The organism is Mesorhizobium sanjuanii (assembly GCF_002529485.1).
Lineage (GTDB): Bacteria > Pseudomonadota > Alphaproteobacteria > Rhizobiales > Rhizobiaceae > Mesorhizobium > Mesorhizobium sanjuanii.
Genome location: NZ_NWQG01000148.1, coordinates 1 through 18,300 on the forward strand (window position 1 = coordinate 1; position 18,300 = coordinate 18,300).

An 18,300-nucleotide genomic window follows, 5' to 3' on the forward strand; every position below is an offset into this window, starting at 1 on the left:
GATCGAAGCCCTCGCGGCCGGGAGCCTCGCCATCCTCATCGTCCAGGAGGCCGGCGGCGGCCGGATCGACGCGGATAAAACCCTCTGCGATCGACACGTCGGGAACGGCGGCCTGCGTGAACGGGATCAGCACGCCTTTGCGTCCCGCCAGCGTGACGTCGAGGATGTCGCCGCCGCCGAAATTGTGCACGGCCACGACCTTGCCGATGACATCGGTATCGTCCCTGACCTCGAGCCCGACAAGGTCGGCATGGTAGAACTCGTCCTCCTCGCCGTCGTCGGGCAGCATCGAGCGGTCGACGAACAGTTCCGTGCCGGCGAGCGCCTCGGCGGCATTGCGGTCGCTGACGCCCTTGAAACGCACCACGACGACAGTGTTGGCGGGCCTGATGTCGATGATCTGGAAGGCGCGCCCGTCCCTGGCGTAGAGCGGGCCGTAATCGGCCAGCGCCAGCGGCTCGCCGGTGAAGGTCTTGACGCGCAATTCGCCCTTGATGCCATGGGCGGCGCCGATCACGGCCATCTGGACGGGGTTTTGCGGCTTGCTCATCGGTAGAAACATCCTTTGTGCTGCTCTAACCCTCCGCGATTGTCATTTCAATGACGGCCTCTTCACCGCTTGCTAACCCGGCTGCCGGAAAATGATCCGGAACTGAGAAAGCCATGCAGGAATTCCTCATCCCGGCGAAGCCCGACCTCCAGGCAGCCCGCGAAAGCTGGCTGAAGATGCTGGCGCGCGAGCGCCGGCTGTCGCCCGAAACGGTGGAAGCCTATGAGCGCGACACGCGCCAGTTCCTGCACTTCCTGACCGGCCATTGCGGCGGTTCGCCGGGCATTTCCGACATCGCCAATCTGCGCCCGGCCGACCTGCGCGGCTTCCTCGCCGCCCGACGCAACGCTGGGGCCGGCGCCCGCACGCTCGGGCGCGGCCTGGCCGGCATCCGTTCGCTGCTGCGCTTTCTCGAGCGGCGCGGCCTTGCCAATGCCGCCGGCGCGGCGGCATTGCGCGCGCCACGGCAGCCGAAGTCGCTGCCCAAGCCGCTGACGGCAAGCGACGCCAAGCATGTCGTGTCGGTGGAAGGCCAACTGGCCGAGGAACCCTGGATCGCCGCCCGCAACGCCGCCGTGCTGACGCTGCTCTATGGTTCGGGTCTGCGCATTTCCGAGGCGCTCGGCCTGTCGGGCGCCGAGCTGGCCCTGCCCAGCGACACGGTGCTTCGCATCACCGGCAAGGGCGGCAAGACGCGGCTGGTGCCGGTGCTGCCGGTGGCGTTGCGGGCCATCGCCGAATACCGCCGGCTCTGCCCCTTCGACATCGATCCCAAAGGTCTTTTGTTTCGCGGCGCCCGAGGCGGCCCGCTCAACCCGGCCATCGTCCAGCGCGACATGGCGAAACTGCGCTCGGCCCTCAACCTGCCAGACACCGCGACGCCGCATGCCTTGCGCCATTCCTTCGCCACGCATCTGCTTGGCCGTGGCGGCGACCTGCGCACCATCCAGGAACTGCTTGGCCATGCCAGCCTGTCGACCACCCAGGTCTACACCGGCGTCGACACCGCAAGGCTGCTCGAAATCTACGAAGCATCCCATCCACGGGCGTAAGCGAGGCCGCAACCTCGCGCGCAGCGGAAAACGCATTCAATTTTGCAATGCCGGTTAACTGTTTCGCTGCCTTTTGCGCCTAAAAACGAGGCATGAAGTATGCTATTGCCATCGCTGATCGCGCGGCTCTCGGGTCGCTGAAGCTGCTTGTCGCACTCAACGTCCTGTTTTTCCTGTCCTTCCTCGTCATCGCACTGCTTGCCGCCGGCAGAATGCAGACCGAAATCCCGGTTCGGACCGGCGCCAACACGCTGTCTGTCCCGCAGACGCACGCTCCGGCGGGCTCTGCCATCACCATCGCAGGCTGACCTGCACGGCTGGGTTGCAGGCCGAATCACCGGTGCCTTCCACAAGCCTCGCGCGAATCGCCAGCGCACAGGGCTCGGTCCGTATCGCTCAAGGAAGGTCGATGGCTCGTTTTGGCGCCATCTCCGGGGGAACTGCCGGTTAAATGCTTGCAGATAAACGCTTTCAGGCGCAGATTGCCCTGCTTTCGGCGTTTTCGGGCGCTATGTGAAACCCGTTCAACGATTGCGCGTTGATGTGTGTTGATTGATATCTTTCATCCACGGAGGACACTTTTATGGCGAATCCCAACGACCCGTTCACCACCCCGAGCCCCACGCCCAAGGCGGGCGGCGGCGGCAGTGGCTGGCTGATTGCCCTTGTCGTTCTTATCCTGGCCATTGTCGCCTACTATGTTTTTGGAAGAAAGGCTGAGGCGCCCGCGCCTGCCGAACCACCGGCCGCCAGCACACCGGCGCCTGCTCCAGCTGAACCGATGAAGCCCGCCGAACCGGCTCCTGCGCCGGCTCCCGCAGCGCCTGCACCGGCCGAACCCGCGCCGGCCCCGGCGCCTGCACCGGCCGAACCCGCGCCAGCCCCGGCGCCCGCTCCGGCTCCTGCCGCACCGGCCAACTGATCGGGCTCCTGATTTCAACGACGAACGGCCCGCTGAAAAGCGGGCCGTTTTGTTTTGAACAGGATGTCGCCACGCGCATTCGTCATCCTCGGGCTTGACCCGAGGATCCATGCCGCGACTGCTGTCACAGAGTTCGGGCGGTGCAGAACCTGCATCGCAGCGACGCTCCGATGTCGCGGCATGGATCCCAGGGTCTCGGCAACGTCGCTTCGCTCCTGCTCCGCCCTGGGATGACGAAATCGGGGCGTTCAATACCCTCGGCTCTAAATATGGATCGGCTTGAAGAAGGTGGCCAGCGCCGCCTCCTTCACCGCTTCGGACATCGTCGGATGGGCATGGCAGGTGCGGGCGAGATCTTCCGACGAACCGCCGAACTCCATCAGCACCGCCGCCTCGTGGATCATCTCGCCGGCGCCGAAGCCGACGATATGCACACCGAGCACGCGGTCGCTGGCCTTGTCCGCCAGGATCTTGACGAAACCGTCGGTGTGCAGCATGGCGCGCGCCCGGCCATTGGCGGTGAACGGGAATTTTCCAACCTTGTAGTCGATGCCAGCCTTCTTCAGTTCTTCCTCGGTCTTGCCGACGGAAGCGATTTCCGGGCTGGTGTAGACGACGCTCGGGATCACCTCGTAGTTCACATGGCCTGCCTGGCCGGCGATGGTCTCGGCCACCGCCACGCCTTCGTCCTCGGCCTTGTGGGCGAGCATCGGCCCGGCGATGACGTCGCCGATGGCGAAGATGCCCGGTACATTGGTCCTGAGATGACCGTCCGTCTTGACCCGGCCGCGCTCGTCGACCTCGACCCCGGCTTCCTTCAGCCCGAGACTATCCGCGAAGGCCCGGCGCCCTGTTGCGATCAGCACCGCATCCGCCTCGATGGTCTCTGCGGCGCCGCCCTTGACCGGTTCGAACGTGACGGTCGCACCCTTCCTGGTCTTGGCGACGCCGGTGACTTTGGCGCCGAGCTTGAACTCGATTCCTTGCTTCGAAAGCATGCGCTGGAACTGCTTGGAGACCTCGCCGTCCATGCCACCCAAAATGGTGTCTAGGAACTCGACGACGGTCACCTTGGCGCCGAGCCGTGCCCAGACCGAGCCGAGCTCCAGCCCGATGACGCCGCCGCCGACCACCACCAGATGGCCCGGCACCTTGTCCAGCGACAAGGCACCGGTCGAGGACAGGATCACCTTCTCGTCGATATCGACCTTGACGCCCGGAATGCCGGCGACGTCGGAGCCGGTGGCGATGACGATGTTCCTGGTTTCGATCTCTTCGACCTCGCCGTCCTCGCCGGTCACCGACACCTTGCCGGCGGCAACCACCTTGCCGGTGCCGCGGAAGCTGTCGATCTTGTTCTTCTTGAACAGGAAGGCGACGCCGTTGACATTGGCCGTCACGGTCGCGTCCTTGTGCGCCATCATCTTCTTCAGATTGAGCTTCGGCGCCGGTATCTCGACGCCCAGCGTATCGAAGGAATGACCGGCCTCGGCGAACATCTCCGAGGCGTAAAGCAGTGCCTTGGACGGGATGCAGCCGATGTTGAGGCAGGTGCCGCCGAAGGTCGCGTTCTTCTCGACCACCGCCGTCTTCAGGCCAAGCTGTGCCGCCTTGATGGCGCAGACATAGCCGCCGGGTCCCGATCCGATGATAACGACGTCATAAGCCATGATGGTGTCCTTCTCGCCTTTCGGATTCGCCACTGCCGCTCAACGGCCGCCGCTCACATTCAGGATCGCGCCCGTCGTATAGGACGCTTCGTCCGACAAAAGATAGAGAACCGCATGCGCCACTTCATCCGCCGTGCCCGGCCTTTTCATCGGCAGCATGTCCTTGATCCTTGCGATCCGGTCCGGCTGGCCGCCGGACGCATGGATCTCGGTGTCGATGATGCCCGGCCGCACCGCATTGACGCGCACGCCCTCGGTCGCCACCTCGCGGGCCAGCCCGACGGTGAACGTGTCGATCGCGCCCTTCGACGCGGCGTAGTCGACATATTCGCCTGCCGAGCCGTGTACCGATGCGGCGGACGAGATGTTGACGATCGCGCCACCCTTGCCGCCATGGCGGGTCGACATGCGCCTGACCGCTTCGCGCGCACAGAGAAACGGCCCGACGACATTGATCCGCATCATGCGCTCAAGCCGCGCCGCACTCATCTCGTCGACACGCGCCTTGACGTCGACGATGCCGGCATTGTTGACAAAGGCGTCGAGCCGGCCCCAGGCGCGGTCCACCACCTCGAACATGCCCATGACATCGGCTTCAACCCCGACATCGCCCTTGACCGCCAGCGCCTCGCCGCCACCCGTTTCAATCTCGGCGACCAGCGACCTGGCTGCGTTTTCGTTCGACGCGTAGTTGACCGCCACACGGTAGCCGGCCGCAGCCGCCAGCCGGCAGATGGCGGCGCCAATGCCGCGGCTGCCACCGGTGACCAGCAGAACCTTTTGTGCGTCGCTCATTCCTGGCAACCCTTCAGCGCAAAGACATCCCACGGCACTTTCGAAAACCCGTTCTCACCATAGGCCGCCGACATTTGCAGCGACGGCCCGAGGTCGGGAAAGATCAGCGTCTTCGGCGCGTCGACGCCTTCGGCCGGCAGCAAGGCGATCTTGCCCTGGTCGTCGGAACTGTAGACGACGCCCTCCCACACCGTGCAGGCGGCGAGCTCGTCACCGGTGACGTCGCCGGTCGGGCATTTGTACATCAGCGAGCCATGCGGCCGCGCCACCCCTTCCGTCCACATGACGATGCCGTCGAGCACGACGCTATTGTCGAGCACCATCTTGAACGTGTTGGTGACAACGGCCGATTCTCCCGTCGGCCTGAAATCGATGCCGGCCTCGCTTTCGGCATCGCCATAGACGGCGAGTTCGAGCGGGCAGGCGGCATGGGCATTGAAAGTCCCTGCTGTGAGAGCCATCGACGCAGCCATTAATCCGATCAAGGGCGAGGTGCCATGCGTCATCAGTTCGCCTGCTTGCCGTCTCGGCCGTCGGCGTTTTCGAGCACTTCGAAGTCAGTCACCAGGAGAAGTGGTTCGCCGGCCGCGTCCAGTCCCCAGAAGGAATAATAATTCCCATCACCGAAGCCAGTGTTGAACACGGCTATATTGAGCGGATTTCCATCAACCGGATTATCCATGCGAAACCTGTCGAACGAGCATGCAACGTCAGCAAGATAGCCGTCGAGTTCCTCCTGGTCGGACACCAGCGTCTGAATCGACTTGTCCATGAACGAAGCAACATTGTCATCGACAATAAATCCAGACTTCCAGGACGACGTGCCAACGTCCCGAACGAAGGCAGCCAATTCCCACCGCACTGGCAAGCCGGTGTCAAACCGCAACACCGCTGCGGCAATACGGCCTTGCGCCTCAAGCAACGTGACTGGATAGCATCCCGGTCTGACCTTGCGGCTAAACACAGGCCGTTCCAGCCCGGTAATCAATGGATCGCAAGCAATGATTTCGCCAGTCGGTAGCTCAAGCTCACCGATCGCGGTGACGATGATCTTCCGTTCCGCCATCTCGGCTTCGCTGAGAGCGAAGACACCGAGATTGCTGTTTTCCGTCGGCGGACCCCATTCAATTGATTTCTCCGGCGAAGGGGCAGCGACCGGGGCAGGTCCCCGAGAAATCCGAAGGGCTCGACCCAGCGCAAACCCGAACCGTTTCAGCCAGCCGCTCATGCCGATGAGCTCCGATCACAAATCGAGCACCAGCCGCTCGGGATCTTCCAGGCTTTCCTTGACGCGCACGAGGAAGGTCACCGCTTCCTTGCCGTCGACGATGCGGTGATCGTAGGAGAGCGCCAGATACATCATCGGCCGGATCACGATCTGGCCGCCGACCACCACCGGCCGGTCCTGGATCTTGTGCATGCCCAAAATGCCCGACTGCGGCGCGTTGAGGATCGGCGTCGACATCAGCGACCCGTAAACGCCCCCATTGGAAATCGTAAACGTGCCGCCCTGCATGTCGGCGACGGAAAGCTTGCCGTCGCGCGCGGCGAGACCCAGCCGGCCGATCTCCTTCTCGATCTCGGCGATGGACATCTGGTCGGCGTCGCGCACGACCGGCACGACAAGGCCCTTGTCGGTGCCGACGGCGACGCCGATATGGGCATAGTTCTTGAAGATGATGTCGGTGCCGTCGATCTCGGCATTGACCGAAGGGATCTCCTTCAGCGCGTGGGTGACGGCCTTGGTGAAGAAGCCCATGAAGCCGAGCTTCACCCCGTGCTTCTTTTCGAACACGTCCTTGTACTTGGTCCGCAGCGTCATAACCGCTGACATGTCGACCTCGTTGAAGGTGGTCAGCATGGCGGCGGTCGACTGCGCTTCCTTGAGCCGGCGCGCGATGGTCTGGCGCAGCTTGGTCATGCGCACGCGCTCCTCGCGGGCAGCATCGTCACCCGAGGTCGGCGCGCGCGCAGCGACAGGGGCCGCCTTTGGCATCTCGGCCGGTTGCGACGGCGCGCCCCTGGCGATCGCGTCGAGCACATCGCCTTTCAGCACCTGGCCACGCTTGCCGGAGCCCGGGACCTGGTCGACCGCGAGATTGGCCTCCGCCAGCAGCTTGGCGGCCGACGGCGCCGGCGGCATGGTGCGCGCCTCGATCGGGCCGGCATCACCGGCGATCCGGGCGGTCTCGGCCGCTGCCTGCTTGACGGTGGACGCGGCATTCGGCGACGAGGCCTGCGACACAGCCTGCTGCTTCTCCGGAGCGGCCTTGGCTTCGGGAGCCGCCGCCTTGGCGCCGTCGCCCGCCGAAATCATGCCCAGCAGCGCGCCGACCTCGACCGTTTCGCCTTCCTTGGCGGCGATCTCGCTCAACGTTCCCGCGCCGGCCGCCGGCACTTCCACCGTTACCTTGTCGGTTTCGAGCTCGACCAGCGGTTCGTCGGCGGCGATCGCGTCGCCCACCTTCTTGAACCATTTGCCGATGGTCGCCTCGGTGACGGATTCGCCGAGAGTGGGAACGCGGATTTCGGTAGCCATTGTGCCTGTCCGTTCTGTCTCGTTTGAGGTTCTATTCGCCCAATTCTGTTCTATTCACCGAGCGCGTCTTCGAGCAAGGCGGCAAGCTGGGCAAGATGCTTCGACATCAGCCCGGTTGCCGGCGATGCCGCGGCCGGCCGGCCGGTGTAGCGCACCCGCTGATGCTTGGCGTCGATATGCGCCAGAACCCATTCCAGATACGGATCGATGAACGACCAGGCGCCCATGTTCTTGGGCTCCTCCTGGCACCACACCATCTCGGCGTTGCGGAAGCGCGACAATTCGGTGATCAGCGCTTTGGCCGGGAACGGATAGAGCTGTTCGACGCGCAGCAGGTAGATGTCGTTGATGCCGCGCTTCTCGCGCTCCTCGTAAAGGTCGTAATAGACCTTGCCCGAGCAGAGCACGACACGGCGAATCTTCGAATCCTTGACGAGCTTGATCGCCTGGCCGGGCAGCAGCTGGGCATCGTCCCACAACAGCCGGTGGAACGCGCTTTCGCCTGATATCTCCGGCAGCGTCGACACCGCCCGCTTGTGGCGCAGCAGCGACTTCGGCGTCATCAGGATCAGCGGCTTGCGGAAGTCCCGCTTCAACTGCCGGCGCAATATGTGGAAGTAGTTGGCCGGCGTCGTGCAATAGGCGACCTGCATATTGTCTTCGGCGCAAAGCTGCAGGAAGCGCTCGAGGCGGGCCGAGGAATGTTCGGGACCCTGGCCTTCATAGCCATGCGGCAGCAGGCAGACGAGGCCCGACATTCTCAGCCACTTGCGCTCTCCGCTGGAGATGAACTGGTCGAACACCACCTGGGCGCCATTGGCGAAGTCGCCGAATTGGGCCTCCCACAGCGTCAGTGCCTTCGGCTCGGCCAGGCTGTAGCCATATTCGAAGCCGAGCACGGCCTCTTCCGACAGCATCGAGTTGATGACCTCGAAGCCGGCCTGCGCGGCCGACAGATTGTTGAGCGGGATGTAGCGGGTCTCGTCGCGCTGGTCGTAGAGCACGGAATGGCGTTGCGAGAAGGTGCCGCGCTCCGAATCCTGCCCGGACAGCCGGATCGGATTGCCGTCGAGCAGGATGGCGCCGAAGGCCAGCGCCTCGGCTGTCGACCAGTCGATGCCTTCGCCCGACTCGATTGCCTGACGGCGGTTCTCGAGGAAGCGCAGGATCGTCTTGTGCGCCTCGAAATCCTTCGGCACCTCGGTCAGCTTCTTGCCGATCTCCTTCAAGGTCTTGACCGGCACGGCAGTCTTGCCGCGCCGCTGTTCGTCCTGGTTGTCGGCCGTGCGCAGGCCTGACCAGGCGCCGTCCAGCCAATCGGCCTTGTTCGGCTTGTAGTGCTGGCCGACCTCCCATTCGGACTCGAGATGCGCCCGCCAGTCGGCCTTCATCTTGTCGAATTCGGCCTGGGTGATGTGACCTTCGGCGATCAGCCGGTCGGCATAGATCTGCACCGTCGTCTTATGCTTGCGGATGTTGGCGTACATGATCGGCTGGGTGAAGGCCGGCTCGTCGCCCTCATTGTGACCGAAGCGGCGATAGCAGAACATGTCCACCACGACAGGCTTGTGGAACTTCATGCGGAACTCGATCGCCACCTTGGCGGCGTGGACCGTGGCTTCCGGGTCGTCGCCATTGACGTGGAAGATCGGCGCCTCGATCATCTTGGCCACATCCGACGGATAGGGCGAGGAGCGCGAGAAGCGCGGATTGGTGGTGAAGCCGATCTGGTTGTTGATGATGAAATGCAGCGTGCCGGCGACCCGGTGGCCGCGCAGGCCCGACAAGCCGAGTATTTCTGCGATCACGCCCTGGCCGGCAAAGGCGGCGTCGCCATGCAGCAGCAGCGGCAGCACCTTGGCGCGCTCTTCCAGCGGCACGATCTCCTCGCGGCTGCGGCCGAACAGATAGTCCTGCTTGGCCCGCGCCTTGCCCATCACCACCGGATCGACGATTTCCAGATGCGAGGGGTTGGCGGTTAAGGACAGATGCACCTTGTTGCCGTCGAACTCGCGGTCCGACGAAGCACCGAGATGGTATTTCACGTCGCCCGAGCCCTCGACCTCGTCGGGGGCGGCTGAGCCGCCCTTGAATTCGTGGAAGATGGCGCGGTGCGGCTTGGCCATCACCTGGGAGAGCACGTTCAGCCGGCCGCGATGCGCCATGCCGAGCACGATCTCCTTCATGCCGAGCTGGCCGCCGCGCTTGATGATCTGTTCCAGCGCCGGGATCAGCCCTTCGCTGCCGTCGAGGCCAAAGCGCTTGGTGCCCTTGAACTTGACGTCGGCGAACTGCTCGAACCCCTCGGCCTCGACCAGCTTCTGCAGGATCGCCTTCTTGCCGGTGGCGGTGAAGGTGATCTCCTTGTCGGCGCCCTCGATACGCGCCTGGATCCAGGCCTTCTCCTCGGGATCGGAAATATGCATGAACTCGACGCCGAGCGTCGAGCAATAGGTGCGGGTCAGGATGTCCAGCATCTGCCGGATGGTGCCGAATTCGAGCCCGAGCACATTGTCGAGGAAGATCGGCCGGTCGTAGTCGGCTGCGGTGAAGCCGTAATTCTCCGGCGACAGCTCGTTATAGTCCTCGAGCGGCTTGGCGATGCCGAGCGGGTCGAGATTGGCGTGCAGATGGCCGCGCATGCGGTAGGCGCGGATCATCATGATGGCGCGCACCGAATCGCGCGTCGCCTGGTGCACGTCGGCATCGGAAAGCACGGCGCCGTTGACGACCGCCTTCTCCTTGACCTTCTTCTCCAGGTGCTTTTCGACGAGGCCCCAATTGCCATCGAGCGCCGAAACCAGTTCGCCATTGGCCTGCATCGGCCAGGACGGCCTGGCCCAGGAGGCACCCTCGGCGTTCTTGCGAACATCGCCGGCATCGTCCTTCAGCGCCGCGAAGAAATCCTGCCATTCGGGGTTTACCGATTCGGGATCGTCCTCATAGGCCGCATGCAGCGCCTCGATATAGTCGGCATTGCCGCCATAGAGGAAAGAGGTAAGCGAAAACTGGTCGTTGGCCTGATCTTGTCTTGCCATTTTGTCTGCGGAGCCCAGCTCCGTCTCCTTGTTAGGGAATGGTGAGTAGGCAGTAGTGAGTAGAACGATAACATTCCCGCTCAGCTGCTACTTACCCGTTTTTCCCTTTTCACTACTGACTACTCACTACTGCCTTACCCTTTGATGGCTTCAACCAGGGTCGTGCCGAGCCTTGCCGGCGACGGCGAAACCTTGATCCCGGCCGATTCCATCGCCGCGATCTTGTCCTCGGCGCCGCCCTTGCCGCCGGAGATGACCGCGCCCGCATGGCCCATGGTACGGCCGGCCGGCGCCGTGCGGCCGGCAATGAACCCGGCCATCGGCTTGCTGCGGCCACGTTTGGCCTCGTCCTTGAGGAACTGCGCGGCGTCTTCCTCGGCCGACCCGCCGATCTCGCCGATCATGATGATCGACTTGGTCTCGTCGTCGGCGAGGAACATCTCCAGCACGTCGATGAACTCCGTGCCCTTGACCGGATCGCCGCCGATGCCGACGGCGGTGGTCTGGCCGAGGCCGACATTGGTGGTCTGGAACACTGCTTCATAGGTAAGCGTTCCCGAGCGCGAAACAACGCCCACCGAGCCCTTGCGGAAGATGTTGCCGGGCATGATGCCGATCTTGCATTCGTCGGGCGTCAGCACGCCCGGGCAGTTGGGCCCGATCAGCCGCGACTTAGAGCGGTCGAGCCTTGCCTTGACCTTGACCATATCCATCACAGGAATGCCTTCGGTGATGCAGACGATCAGCGGGATCTCGGCCTCGATCGCTTCCAGGATCGCTTCGGCCGCACCCGCCGGCGGCACATAGACGACCGAAGCGTTGGCGCCGGTCCTGGCCTTGCCTTCGGCGACGGTTGCGAAGATCGGCAGGTTCTCGCCCTTGGCGCCGGTCCAGGTTTCGCCGCCCTTCTTGGGATGGATGCCGCCGACCATTTTCGTGCCGTGATAGGCCAGCGCCTGTTCCGTGTGGAACGTGCCGGTCTTGCCGGTCAGGCCCTGCACGAGCACCTTGGTGTTCTTGTCGACGAGAATGGACATGGGTGATTACGCCTCTGAATTCAGCGATTACAAGAAAGGATTGACGGCTCGGACCGAGCCATAAACCTGGTTGTGGTTGAGATCTTCGGTGTAGAAAATCGGTGCGCCGAGGCGCTCAGCGGCAGCGAGGAGCGCTGCGTCGTAATATTTGAGCTGATAGCGTCGCGCGACACGCAACCCGGCGATGACATAGTCCTGATCGACCGGGACAAACGGGAACGTGCCGAGAAACACCAGCCACTGGTCGACAACGGTATCGGCAGTGACGGATTTTCGCCGTGCGACATTCGCGAACTCAGCCAGCGTCTGCCCAGAGACGCCAAAAGCGGTCCCGAGCACAAGCCTTTCTGCGATATCGTGTCGGCGGGGATCACTTGTCCTCTCCGAAGCCGCGTACAGGAGGACGTTCGAGTCGAGAAAGCATTCTATCTTCTCGTTCAGCATAGATCTCGTCCCGACTCCATTTGTATGCGGGGCCTAGGTCGAGCGGAGTTTCGGCCATGAGCCTGCGCATACCTTCCCGCGCCCAGGCAATCCGGTCTTCCTGCTCCACTTCATGCGCAAGCAGGGAACGAATGAGGGCGTTAAGCGTCGTCTTGCGACGTTCGGCAAGGCCTCGCGCTTTGTCGAGCAGGGTCTCGTCCATGGCCAGGGTGACATTCTTCATCGTTCGTCTCCACATAAATCCACAGCCTTAATATGTGTGATTATGTGTAAACCCTCAACTGTCCTAGGCGCGATCTCCATCGCTCAGCCTTCTCCCGACTCGGAAGGCGGAACGCGCCGATAAAGCCCGGTCACCATCTCTTGCCAAGCGCCGCTGCCCACGGGCTGGAATTGCAACCGCATGCGATAGCTGTCCCCGCCGTCGAAGTCGTAGGTGACACGTGCGGCTCCTCGCGGCGATGAGCGCAGCAGCGTCAGGGTGTTGCCTTCCCACACGCCGGTTGCCGGCGAGGCCGGCACAAAACCCATCGAATCGAACTGGTGCATGGTGACGACGCTGTTTTGCTGGTCGAAGCCGAAGACGCTATGCGCACCGAACGAGACCGTGCCGTCGCGGCGCTGGCGATAGCGCTGCACCACGAACAGGCCGCCGAACTGTGCCTCTGCCGTCACTTCCGACGTCGCCGGGCCACCATCGGCCCACTGTGTTTCCGCCACATCTTCCTCGCCCCGCCACGCGCCGACCAGCGCCTGCAGGCGCTGGTGATCGGCCGAGAGCGAAGAGAAGGATGCAGCGTTCATGGGTCAGAGCCGCTTCAGGTCGGCGACGGTGAGGTCGCTCTTGGCGTTGCCGGTGTTCAGCGTCGTCGCCGGCTCGAACATCAGCACCACAGGCTCCAGGGTCAGCGAGCGCGGCCGGTGCTCGACGCCGCGCGGCACGACGATGAAGTCGCCCTCGCCGAGTTCGACCGGACCGTCGCGGAAATCGATGGCGATGCGGCCGCGCAGCACGAGGAAGGCTTCGTCCTCATTATCATGCGCGTGCCAGTCGAAGACATCGCCGAACTTGGCGATCTTGACCTGGCTGTCATTCACGTCGCCGGCGATACGCGGATCGAAGACCTTGGCGATCTTCTGATCCGCCGCCTCAACCAAATTTATCTTACGCGGTGGCACAGCTAAGCTCCTGTCCCGCCAAACCGTTCAAAGAGCCCGACGATGACCATGCAGGCCCCAATAGCGACCAATACCCATCCACCCGGCCTGAAAATCCCACGCATGACTGCCATGTACACGGGTCGAAATTTTTTGAAGAACTCTAGGTTTCTACCAGCAGGCGGATGAAAGCCGTACTTCATCATAGTCGCCTCGTTTCCGACCATTGCATTTGCAATGGCAACTATTGCCAGCCAACATGCACCGATTGCCATCAAGCCGATGCCGGTCATTAGCATGGATGGTTGTGCATGCATGACGCCGGCTCAGCCCTTCACCGCCTTGACGATCTTCTGCGCCGCGTCGTCGAGGTCATCGGCAGAGACCACGTTCAGGCCGCTGTCATTGATGATCTTCTTGCCAAGCTCGGCATTGGTGCCTTCGAGCCGCACCACCAGCGGCACTTTCAGCCCGACTTCCCTAACCGCGGCGATCACGCCCTCGGCGATGACGTCGCATTTCATGATGCCGCCGAAGATGTTGATCAATATGCCTTCGACCGCCGGATCCCTGGTGATGATCTTGAAGGCGGCCGTCACCTTCTCCTTCGACGCGCCACCGCCGACATCGAGGAAGTTCGCGGGCTCGGCGCCATAGAGCTTGATGATGTCCATCGTCGCCATGGCAAGCCCGGCGCCGTTGACCATGCAGCCGATATTGCCGTCGAGCGCGACATAGGCGAGGTCGTATTTCGACGCCTCGATCTCCTTCTCGTCCTCTTCGGTGGTATCGCGCAATTCCAGCACGTCGGGGTGGCGGAACAGCGCATTGTTGTCGAATGACACTTTGGCGTCGAGCACGCGCAAATGCCCGTTCTTCATGACGATCAGCGGGTTGACCTCAAGCAGGCTCATGTCCTTGTCGACAAAGGCCTTGTAGAGCAGCGGAAACAGCGTCTCGCCGTCCTTGGCCGCGTCGCCATCCAGATGATAGGCCGCGTTGATCTTTTTCACGTCGCCGGCGGTGACGCCTTTTTCGGGATCTATTGCCAGCGTGACGATCTTTTCCGGCGTGTCGTGGGCGACGCCTTCGATGTCCATGCCGCCCTCGGTCGACACGACGAAAGCGATGCGGCCGACCGAACGGTCGACCAGCAGCGACAGATAAAGCTCGCGCTCGATGTCGGCGCCGTCCTCGATATAGAGGCGGTTGACCTGCTTGCCCGCCGGGCCGGTCTGCTTGGTGACCAGCGTATGCCCAAGCATCTCCTTGGCGTTGGCGACGACCTCGGCCACCGACTTCGCCAGCCGCACCCCGCCCTTGGCATCGGCGGGCAGCTCCTTGAACTTGCCCTTGCCGCGGCCCCCGGCATGGATCTGGCTCTTCACCACATAGAGCGGACCGGGAAGCGCCTTGGCGGCGGCTTCCGCCTCGCTCGCCTCGAACACCGGCACGCCCTCGGCCACCGGTGCGCCAAAACCCTTCAGCAGCGCCTTGCCCTGATACTCATGGATGTTCATGGCTTACTATCTCCGGGTTGTTTCGAGGCGAGGTGTCACTTGGTGGAGAGATGTGGCGCGATGTTGACGCAGGCCTCGGTCAGGCCCTGCACCGCCGCTACCGAACTGTCGAACATCTTCTGCTCGCTCTTCGAGAGCTCGATCTCGATGATGCGCTCGACACCGCCGGCGCCGATCACCACGGGAACCCCGACATAGGTGTTTTTCACGCCATACTGGCCGGAGAGATGCGCCGCGCACGGCAGCACGCGCTTCTTGTCCTTGAGATAGGCTTCGGCCATCGAGATCGCCGAGGCGGCCGGCGCGTAATAGGCCGAGCCGGTCTTCAGCAGGCCGACGATCTCGGCGCCGCCGTCACGTGTGCGCTGCACGATCTGGTCGAGCTTTTCCTTCGAGGTCCAGCCCATCTTGACGAGGTCGGGCAGCGGAATGCCGGCAACCGTCGAATAGCGGATCATCGGCACCATGGAATCGCCATGGCCGCCGAGCACGAAGGCGGTGACGTCCTCGACCGAGACCTTGAATTCCTCGGCCAGGAAGTAGCGGAAACGCGAACTGTCGAGCACGCCGGCCATGCCGACCACATGGGTCTTGGGCAGGCCTGAGAATTTCTGCAGCGCCCAGACCATGGCGTCGAGCGGATTGGTGATGCAGATGACGAAGGCCTTCGGCGCGTATTTCTTGAGACCCGCGCCGACCTGTTCCATCACCTTCAGGTTGATGCCCAGGAGATCGTCGCGGCTCATACCGGGCTTGCGCGGCACGCCGGCGGTGACGATGCAGACATCGGCGCCCTCGATGCCGGCATAGTCGTTGACGCCGGTCAGCCTGGAGTCGAACCCGTCGACCGGCGACGACTGCGCGATATCGAGCCCCTTGCCCTGCGGAATGCCCTCGGCGATATCGAACAGCACCACGTCGCCGAGATCCTTGAGGCCGATCATGTGAGCGAGCGTGCCGCCGATCATGCCCGAGCCGATGAGGGCTATCTTGTTGCGTGCCATGTCAGGATGTTTTCCCTTTGTCTGTGACTGCGCCCAAATCTTAACGACTTGATGACGGCGTGAGGAAGAGGCCGGTATGCAGCGGAGAACCCGCGAGAATTAGCCGCACCCAATAGCTCCGGCTCGGAAAATATTCAATCGATTATTTTCGAGTGAATAATTTCAATCGGTTAGAAACAATGGGAATTACGTAAACGTCAAAGTTCGTAAGCCGACTTGGGAAGCTTTACACAATGATCGTGAAAATCAGAAGGCTGTTTCCGGGTGATGACGCCCTTGTGATGCGGGTCGGCGAAGCGGGAGGAACCGCAGGGCCGACGGAAGATTTTGTGATGTCGGCGGGACAGTACTCCCTTCTGCCCTGCCAGGCATCTCCCCGCAACGGGGTCCGCACGGGGGGGGATTGGCAGCATCAACGTTCCAGGACAGAGGGGGTGTGACGGAACGCTCCCTTTGGAGTGGAGGCTCAGGCCTGCGCTTGCCGCTCTTCCGGCAATAGCGTCCGCGTCTTCCGCCGCTCCGCCCAGTTTTCCAGCCAATCGCGGCTCTGCATCTCGATCAGCCGCGACGCCGTACGCTCGAACTCGAACACTTCATTGCCGCGCTTGGCGGTATAGAGCTCAGGCGGCGCAGCCTCTGCACTCACCACCAGCCGCACATGATGGTCGTAGAGTGTGTCGATCAACAGGATGAAGCGCTTGGCCTCGTTGCGCCGGCCTTCGCCGAGCACCGGCACGCGGTCGATGAACACGGTCGAGAAGCGGGCTGCGATGGCGAGATAGTCGCGCGCACCGAGCGGCTTTTCGCAGAGATCGGCGAAGGAGAAGCGCGCCGCCTCGCCGGCGGCAGCCGGCACCACGACCTGCCGGCCCTTCACCGTCAGCGTCGTCCCGGCCGTCGGTCTGCCACGCGTCATCGCCTCCCAGGCGGCATCGAGCGCGGCATCGGCGGCCGCATCCGCAGGGGTGATGTAGACCGGCATGCGGCCGAGTTTGTCCAGCCGGTAGTCCTTGTCGGCGTCCAGCGCCAGCACATGGGCGTGCCGTTCCAGCATACCGATGAACGGCAGGAAAAGCTGGCGGTTCAAGCCGTCGCGGTAGAGATCATCAGGTGCGACATTGGAGGTGGCGACCAGCACCACGCCATTGGCAAACAGCGCCGAGAACAGCCTGGACAGGATCATCGCGTCGGCAATGTCGGTGACGGAGAATTCGTCGAAGCACAGCACCCAGGCTTCCTCGGCCAACTTGCGGGCCACCGGCGGGATCGGGTCGTCCTCCCTGACGTCGCCGTTCTTGCGCGCCTGCCGGTGCTTCTGGATGCGATCCTGAACATCGGCCATGAAGTCGTTGAAATGCACGCGGCGCTTGCGCCGGACCGGCACCAGCTCGAAGAACATGTCCATCAGCATGGTCTTGCCGCGGCCGACGCCGCCATGGATGTAGAGGCCCTTGACCGCCTCATGCGTCTCGCGCTTGCGGGCGAACAGCCAGCCCAGCGCGCTCGACTTGTGCGCCAGCCGCTTGGCCGAGATCTCGTCGATCAGCCGGTCGAGTGCGGCGGTGATCCGTTCCTGCGCCGGATCACGCTCGATCGCGCCTGATACAACCAGATGGTCGTAGCGCTGCCGGACGGTCGCATGGGTCTGGAGGCCGTCACGCAGATGCATCGGTCACGTCGTTCTGGAACAATTCCAGGAAAAGGGGCGGGTCTGCCTTACCTTGTAAGCGAGATCGGCAAACCGTTGGAAGTCTGGCCGTCGAATTTCTCTCCGCCCGAGGAATAGAGCCGCGCCAGTGTGCCGCCATTGTCGTCGTATAGCGTCAGCTGCTTGCCGGAGACGTTCCAGGATTTGATGCCATCGATCGGCGCCGGGCAATGCAAGGGTCCGGCGCGGTAGCCCGAGCCGAATTTGGTCTGTGGCGTCGCCACCTTGCAGCTCTGGCCGGACACGCTGGCGTTCCAGACGCCGGCGACGCTCGCCGCTGTCAGATCCGGAGCTCCGGCCGGCGCCGTTCCATCTGCCGGCAGCGAGGCGACCTGGGTGTTTGGCGCCGTCGGCGCGGTCGGAAATTTCGACGGGTCGGCGGTGCCGGGCGACGCCGGCGGCGGCAGCTGGTTCGCGGTCACCTTGCCGGCGGGTGCGGCTTCCAGCGGCGCCGGCTGCTGGTCATCCATCGACGAGAACCGTGAGGTCGAACAGCCGCTCGCAACCAGAGCGGCAAGCGATACGGCCACAAGACCGGCTTTCGAAAAATTCATTCCAACCTCCGTCGGATCCGGCCGGGGCTGCCGTCCGCACAAATCCCACCCGCAACAAGACGGAGAAGGTGGCGAAATTTCAACCCGATATGGTAAAAATACAGTTTGCGACAAGAATTGTTGCTAAATTATCACGATTGAGACGCCCGACACTGGCAAGGAGCCGGCCGGTGCGTGGCGAGCGGTCGAAGTCCGGCTGCCAAGGCGGATGTTTGCGCCAGCCGGCTTCGGCCCTATCTCTGCTAAGCCGAAACCTGCCGGAGCCGAAACCTTGGCCGCGAGAAAGAGAGCCGCCAACCGCTATTACAA

20 protein-coding genes are annotated in these 18,300 nt (G+C 63.1%); 2 read left to right on the plus strand and 18 right to left on the minus strand.

Features of this window, described 5'->3' with window-relative positions; genetic code table 11:
* Nucleotides 1-550: ribosome maturation factor RimM (gene rimM / locus CN311_RS21010; RefSeq protein ID WP_115504264.1), on the minus strand; the 550-nt coding region annotated here is incomplete at its 3' end.
* A gap of 113 nt (nt 551-663) precedes the next feature.
* Between rimM and CN311_RS21015 the strand changes: the two genes are divergently transcribed.
* Nucleotides 664-1,602 carry a tyrosine recombinase XerC gene (locus tag CN311_RS21015; RefSeq protein ID WP_097575629.1) on the plus strand — a complete coding sequence of 313 codons (939 nt, stop codon included), beginning with the start codon at nt 664-666 and terminating at the stop codon, nt 1,600-1,602.
* 92 nt (nt 1,603-1,694) lie between these two features.
* Nucleotides 1,695-1,910: a hypothetical protein gene (locus tag CN311_RS21020; protein ID WP_097575630.1), complete on the plus strand. Its 216-nt coding sequence runs from the start codon at nt 1,695-1,697 to the stop codon at nt 1,908-1,910.
* Between the two features lie 877 nt (nt 1,911-2,787).
* Here CN311_RS21020 and lpdA read toward each other — a convergent pair.
* The 17 genes from lpdA to CN311_RS33020 all read right to left on the minus strand — a co-directional run.
* On the minus strand, nt 2,788-4,194 hold the full coding sequence (lpdA, locus tag CN311_RS21030; protein WP_097575645.1) for a dihydrolipoyl dehydrogenase: 1,407 nt from the start codon (nt 4,192-4,194) through the stop codon (nt 2,788-2,790).
* A gap of 39 nt (nt 4,195-4,233) precedes the next feature.
* Nucleotides 4,234-4,989 carry an SDR family oxidoreductase gene (locus CN311_RS21035; protein WP_097575631.1) on the minus strand — a complete coding sequence of 252 codons (756 nt, stop codon included), beginning with the start codon at nt 4,987-4,989 and terminating at the stop codon, nt 4,234-4,236.
* Complete coding sequence (locus CN311_RS21040) at nt 4,986-5,450, minus strand: hypothetical protein (protein ID WP_245440896.1); 465 nt, start codon at nt 5,448-5,450, stop codon at nt 4,986-4,988. The genes CN311_RS21035 and CN311_RS21040 overlap by 4 nt, the downstream gene beginning before the upstream one ends.
* Nucleotides 5,451-5,494: 44 nt before the next feature.
* Entirely contained in the window at nt 5,495-6,217 is a 723-nt protein-coding gene (locus tag CN311_RS21045) for a DUF4241 domain-containing protein (RefSeq protein ID WP_097575633.1), read from the minus strand.
* A 15-nt stretch (nt 6,218-6,232) separates the two neighbouring features.
* On the minus strand, nt 6,233-7,528 hold the full coding sequence (gene odhB / locus CN311_RS21050) for a 2-oxoglutarate dehydrogenase complex dihydrolipoyllysine-residue succinyltransferase (protein ID WP_097575634.1): 1,296 nt from the start codon (nt 7,526-7,528) through the stop codon (nt 6,233-6,235).
* Nucleotides 7,529-7,578: 50 nt separating this feature from the next.
* Nucleotides 7,579-10,566, minus strand: coding sequence for a 2-oxoglutarate dehydrogenase E1 component (locus tag CN311_RS21055; RefSeq protein ID WP_097575635.1), 2,988 nt, complete (start codon nt 10,564-10,566; stop codon nt 7,579-7,581).
* Nucleotides 10,567-10,700: 134 nt separating this feature from the next.
* The gene (gene sucD, locus CN311_RS21060; RefSeq protein WP_097575636.1) at nt 10,701-11,603 is read right to left on the minus strand and encodes a succinate--CoA ligase subunit alpha; all 903 of its coding nucleotides are present in this window, start codon (nt 11,601-11,603) and stop codon (nt 10,701-10,703) included.
* Nucleotides 11,604-11,630: 27 nt separating this feature from the next.
* Nucleotides 11,631-12,047 (minus strand): PIN domain-containing protein, encoded by a 417-nt coding sequence (locus tag CN311_RS21065; protein WP_097575637.1) that lies wholly within the window; start codon nt 12,045-12,047, stop codon nt 11,631-11,633.
* Nucleotides 11,974-12,270: a hypothetical protein gene (locus CN311_RS32670; RefSeq protein ID WP_165779788.1), complete on the minus strand. Its 297-nt coding sequence runs from the start codon at nt 12,268-12,270 to the stop codon at nt 11,974-11,976. Before CN311_RS32670 ends, CN311_RS21065 begins: the two co-directional genes overlap by 74 nt.
* Nucleotides 12,271-12,353: 83 nt before the next feature.
* Nucleotides 12,354-12,851: a DUF1579 family protein gene (locus tag CN311_RS21070; protein ID WP_097575638.1), complete on the minus strand. Its 498-nt coding sequence runs from the start codon at nt 12,849-12,851 to the stop codon at nt 12,354-12,356.
* Between the two features lie 3 nt (nt 12,852-12,854).
* Complete coding sequence (locus CN311_RS21075; RefSeq protein WP_097575639.1) at nt 12,855-13,226, minus strand: cupin domain-containing protein; 372 nt, start codon at nt 13,224-13,226, stop codon at nt 12,855-12,857.
* Nucleotides 13,227-13,228: 2 nt separating this feature from the next.
* Nucleotides 13,229-13,498, minus strand: a complete 270-nt coding sequence (locus CN311_RS21080; RefSeq protein ID WP_133117229.1) for a hypothetical protein — start codon at nt 13,496-13,498, stop codon at nt 13,229-13,231.
* A gap of 33 nt (nt 13,499-13,531) precedes the next feature.
* Nucleotides 13,532-14,725 (minus strand): ADP-forming succinate--CoA ligase subunit beta, encoded by a 1,194-nt coding sequence (gene sucC, locus CN311_RS21085; protein WP_097575641.1) that lies wholly within the window; start codon nt 14,723-14,725, stop codon nt 13,532-13,534.
* A 35-nt stretch (nt 14,726-14,760) separates the two neighbouring features.
* Nucleotides 14,761-15,729, minus strand: coding sequence for a malate dehydrogenase (gene mdh / locus CN311_RS21090; protein ID WP_097575642.1), 969 nt, complete (start codon nt 15,727-15,729; stop codon nt 14,761-14,763).
* A 466-nt stretch (nt 15,730-16,195) separates the two neighbouring features.
* Complete coding sequence (gene zapE / locus CN311_RS21095; RefSeq protein WP_097575643.1) at nt 16,196-17,398, minus strand: cell division protein ZapE; 1,203 nt, start codon at nt 17,396-17,398, stop codon at nt 16,196-16,198.
* Nucleotides 17,399-17,445: 47 nt separating this feature from the next.
* Nucleotides 17,446-17,991 (minus strand): protease inhibitor Inh/omp19 family protein, encoded by a 546-nt coding sequence (locus CN311_RS21100; protein ID WP_097575644.1) that lies wholly within the window; start codon nt 17,989-17,991, stop codon nt 17,446-17,448.
* Between the two features lie 79 nt (nt 17,992-18,070).
* A partial coding sequence (locus CN311_RS33020) for a hypothetical protein (protein ID WP_208866551.1) occupies nt 18,071-18,300 on the minus strand: 230 nt, incomplete at its 5' end.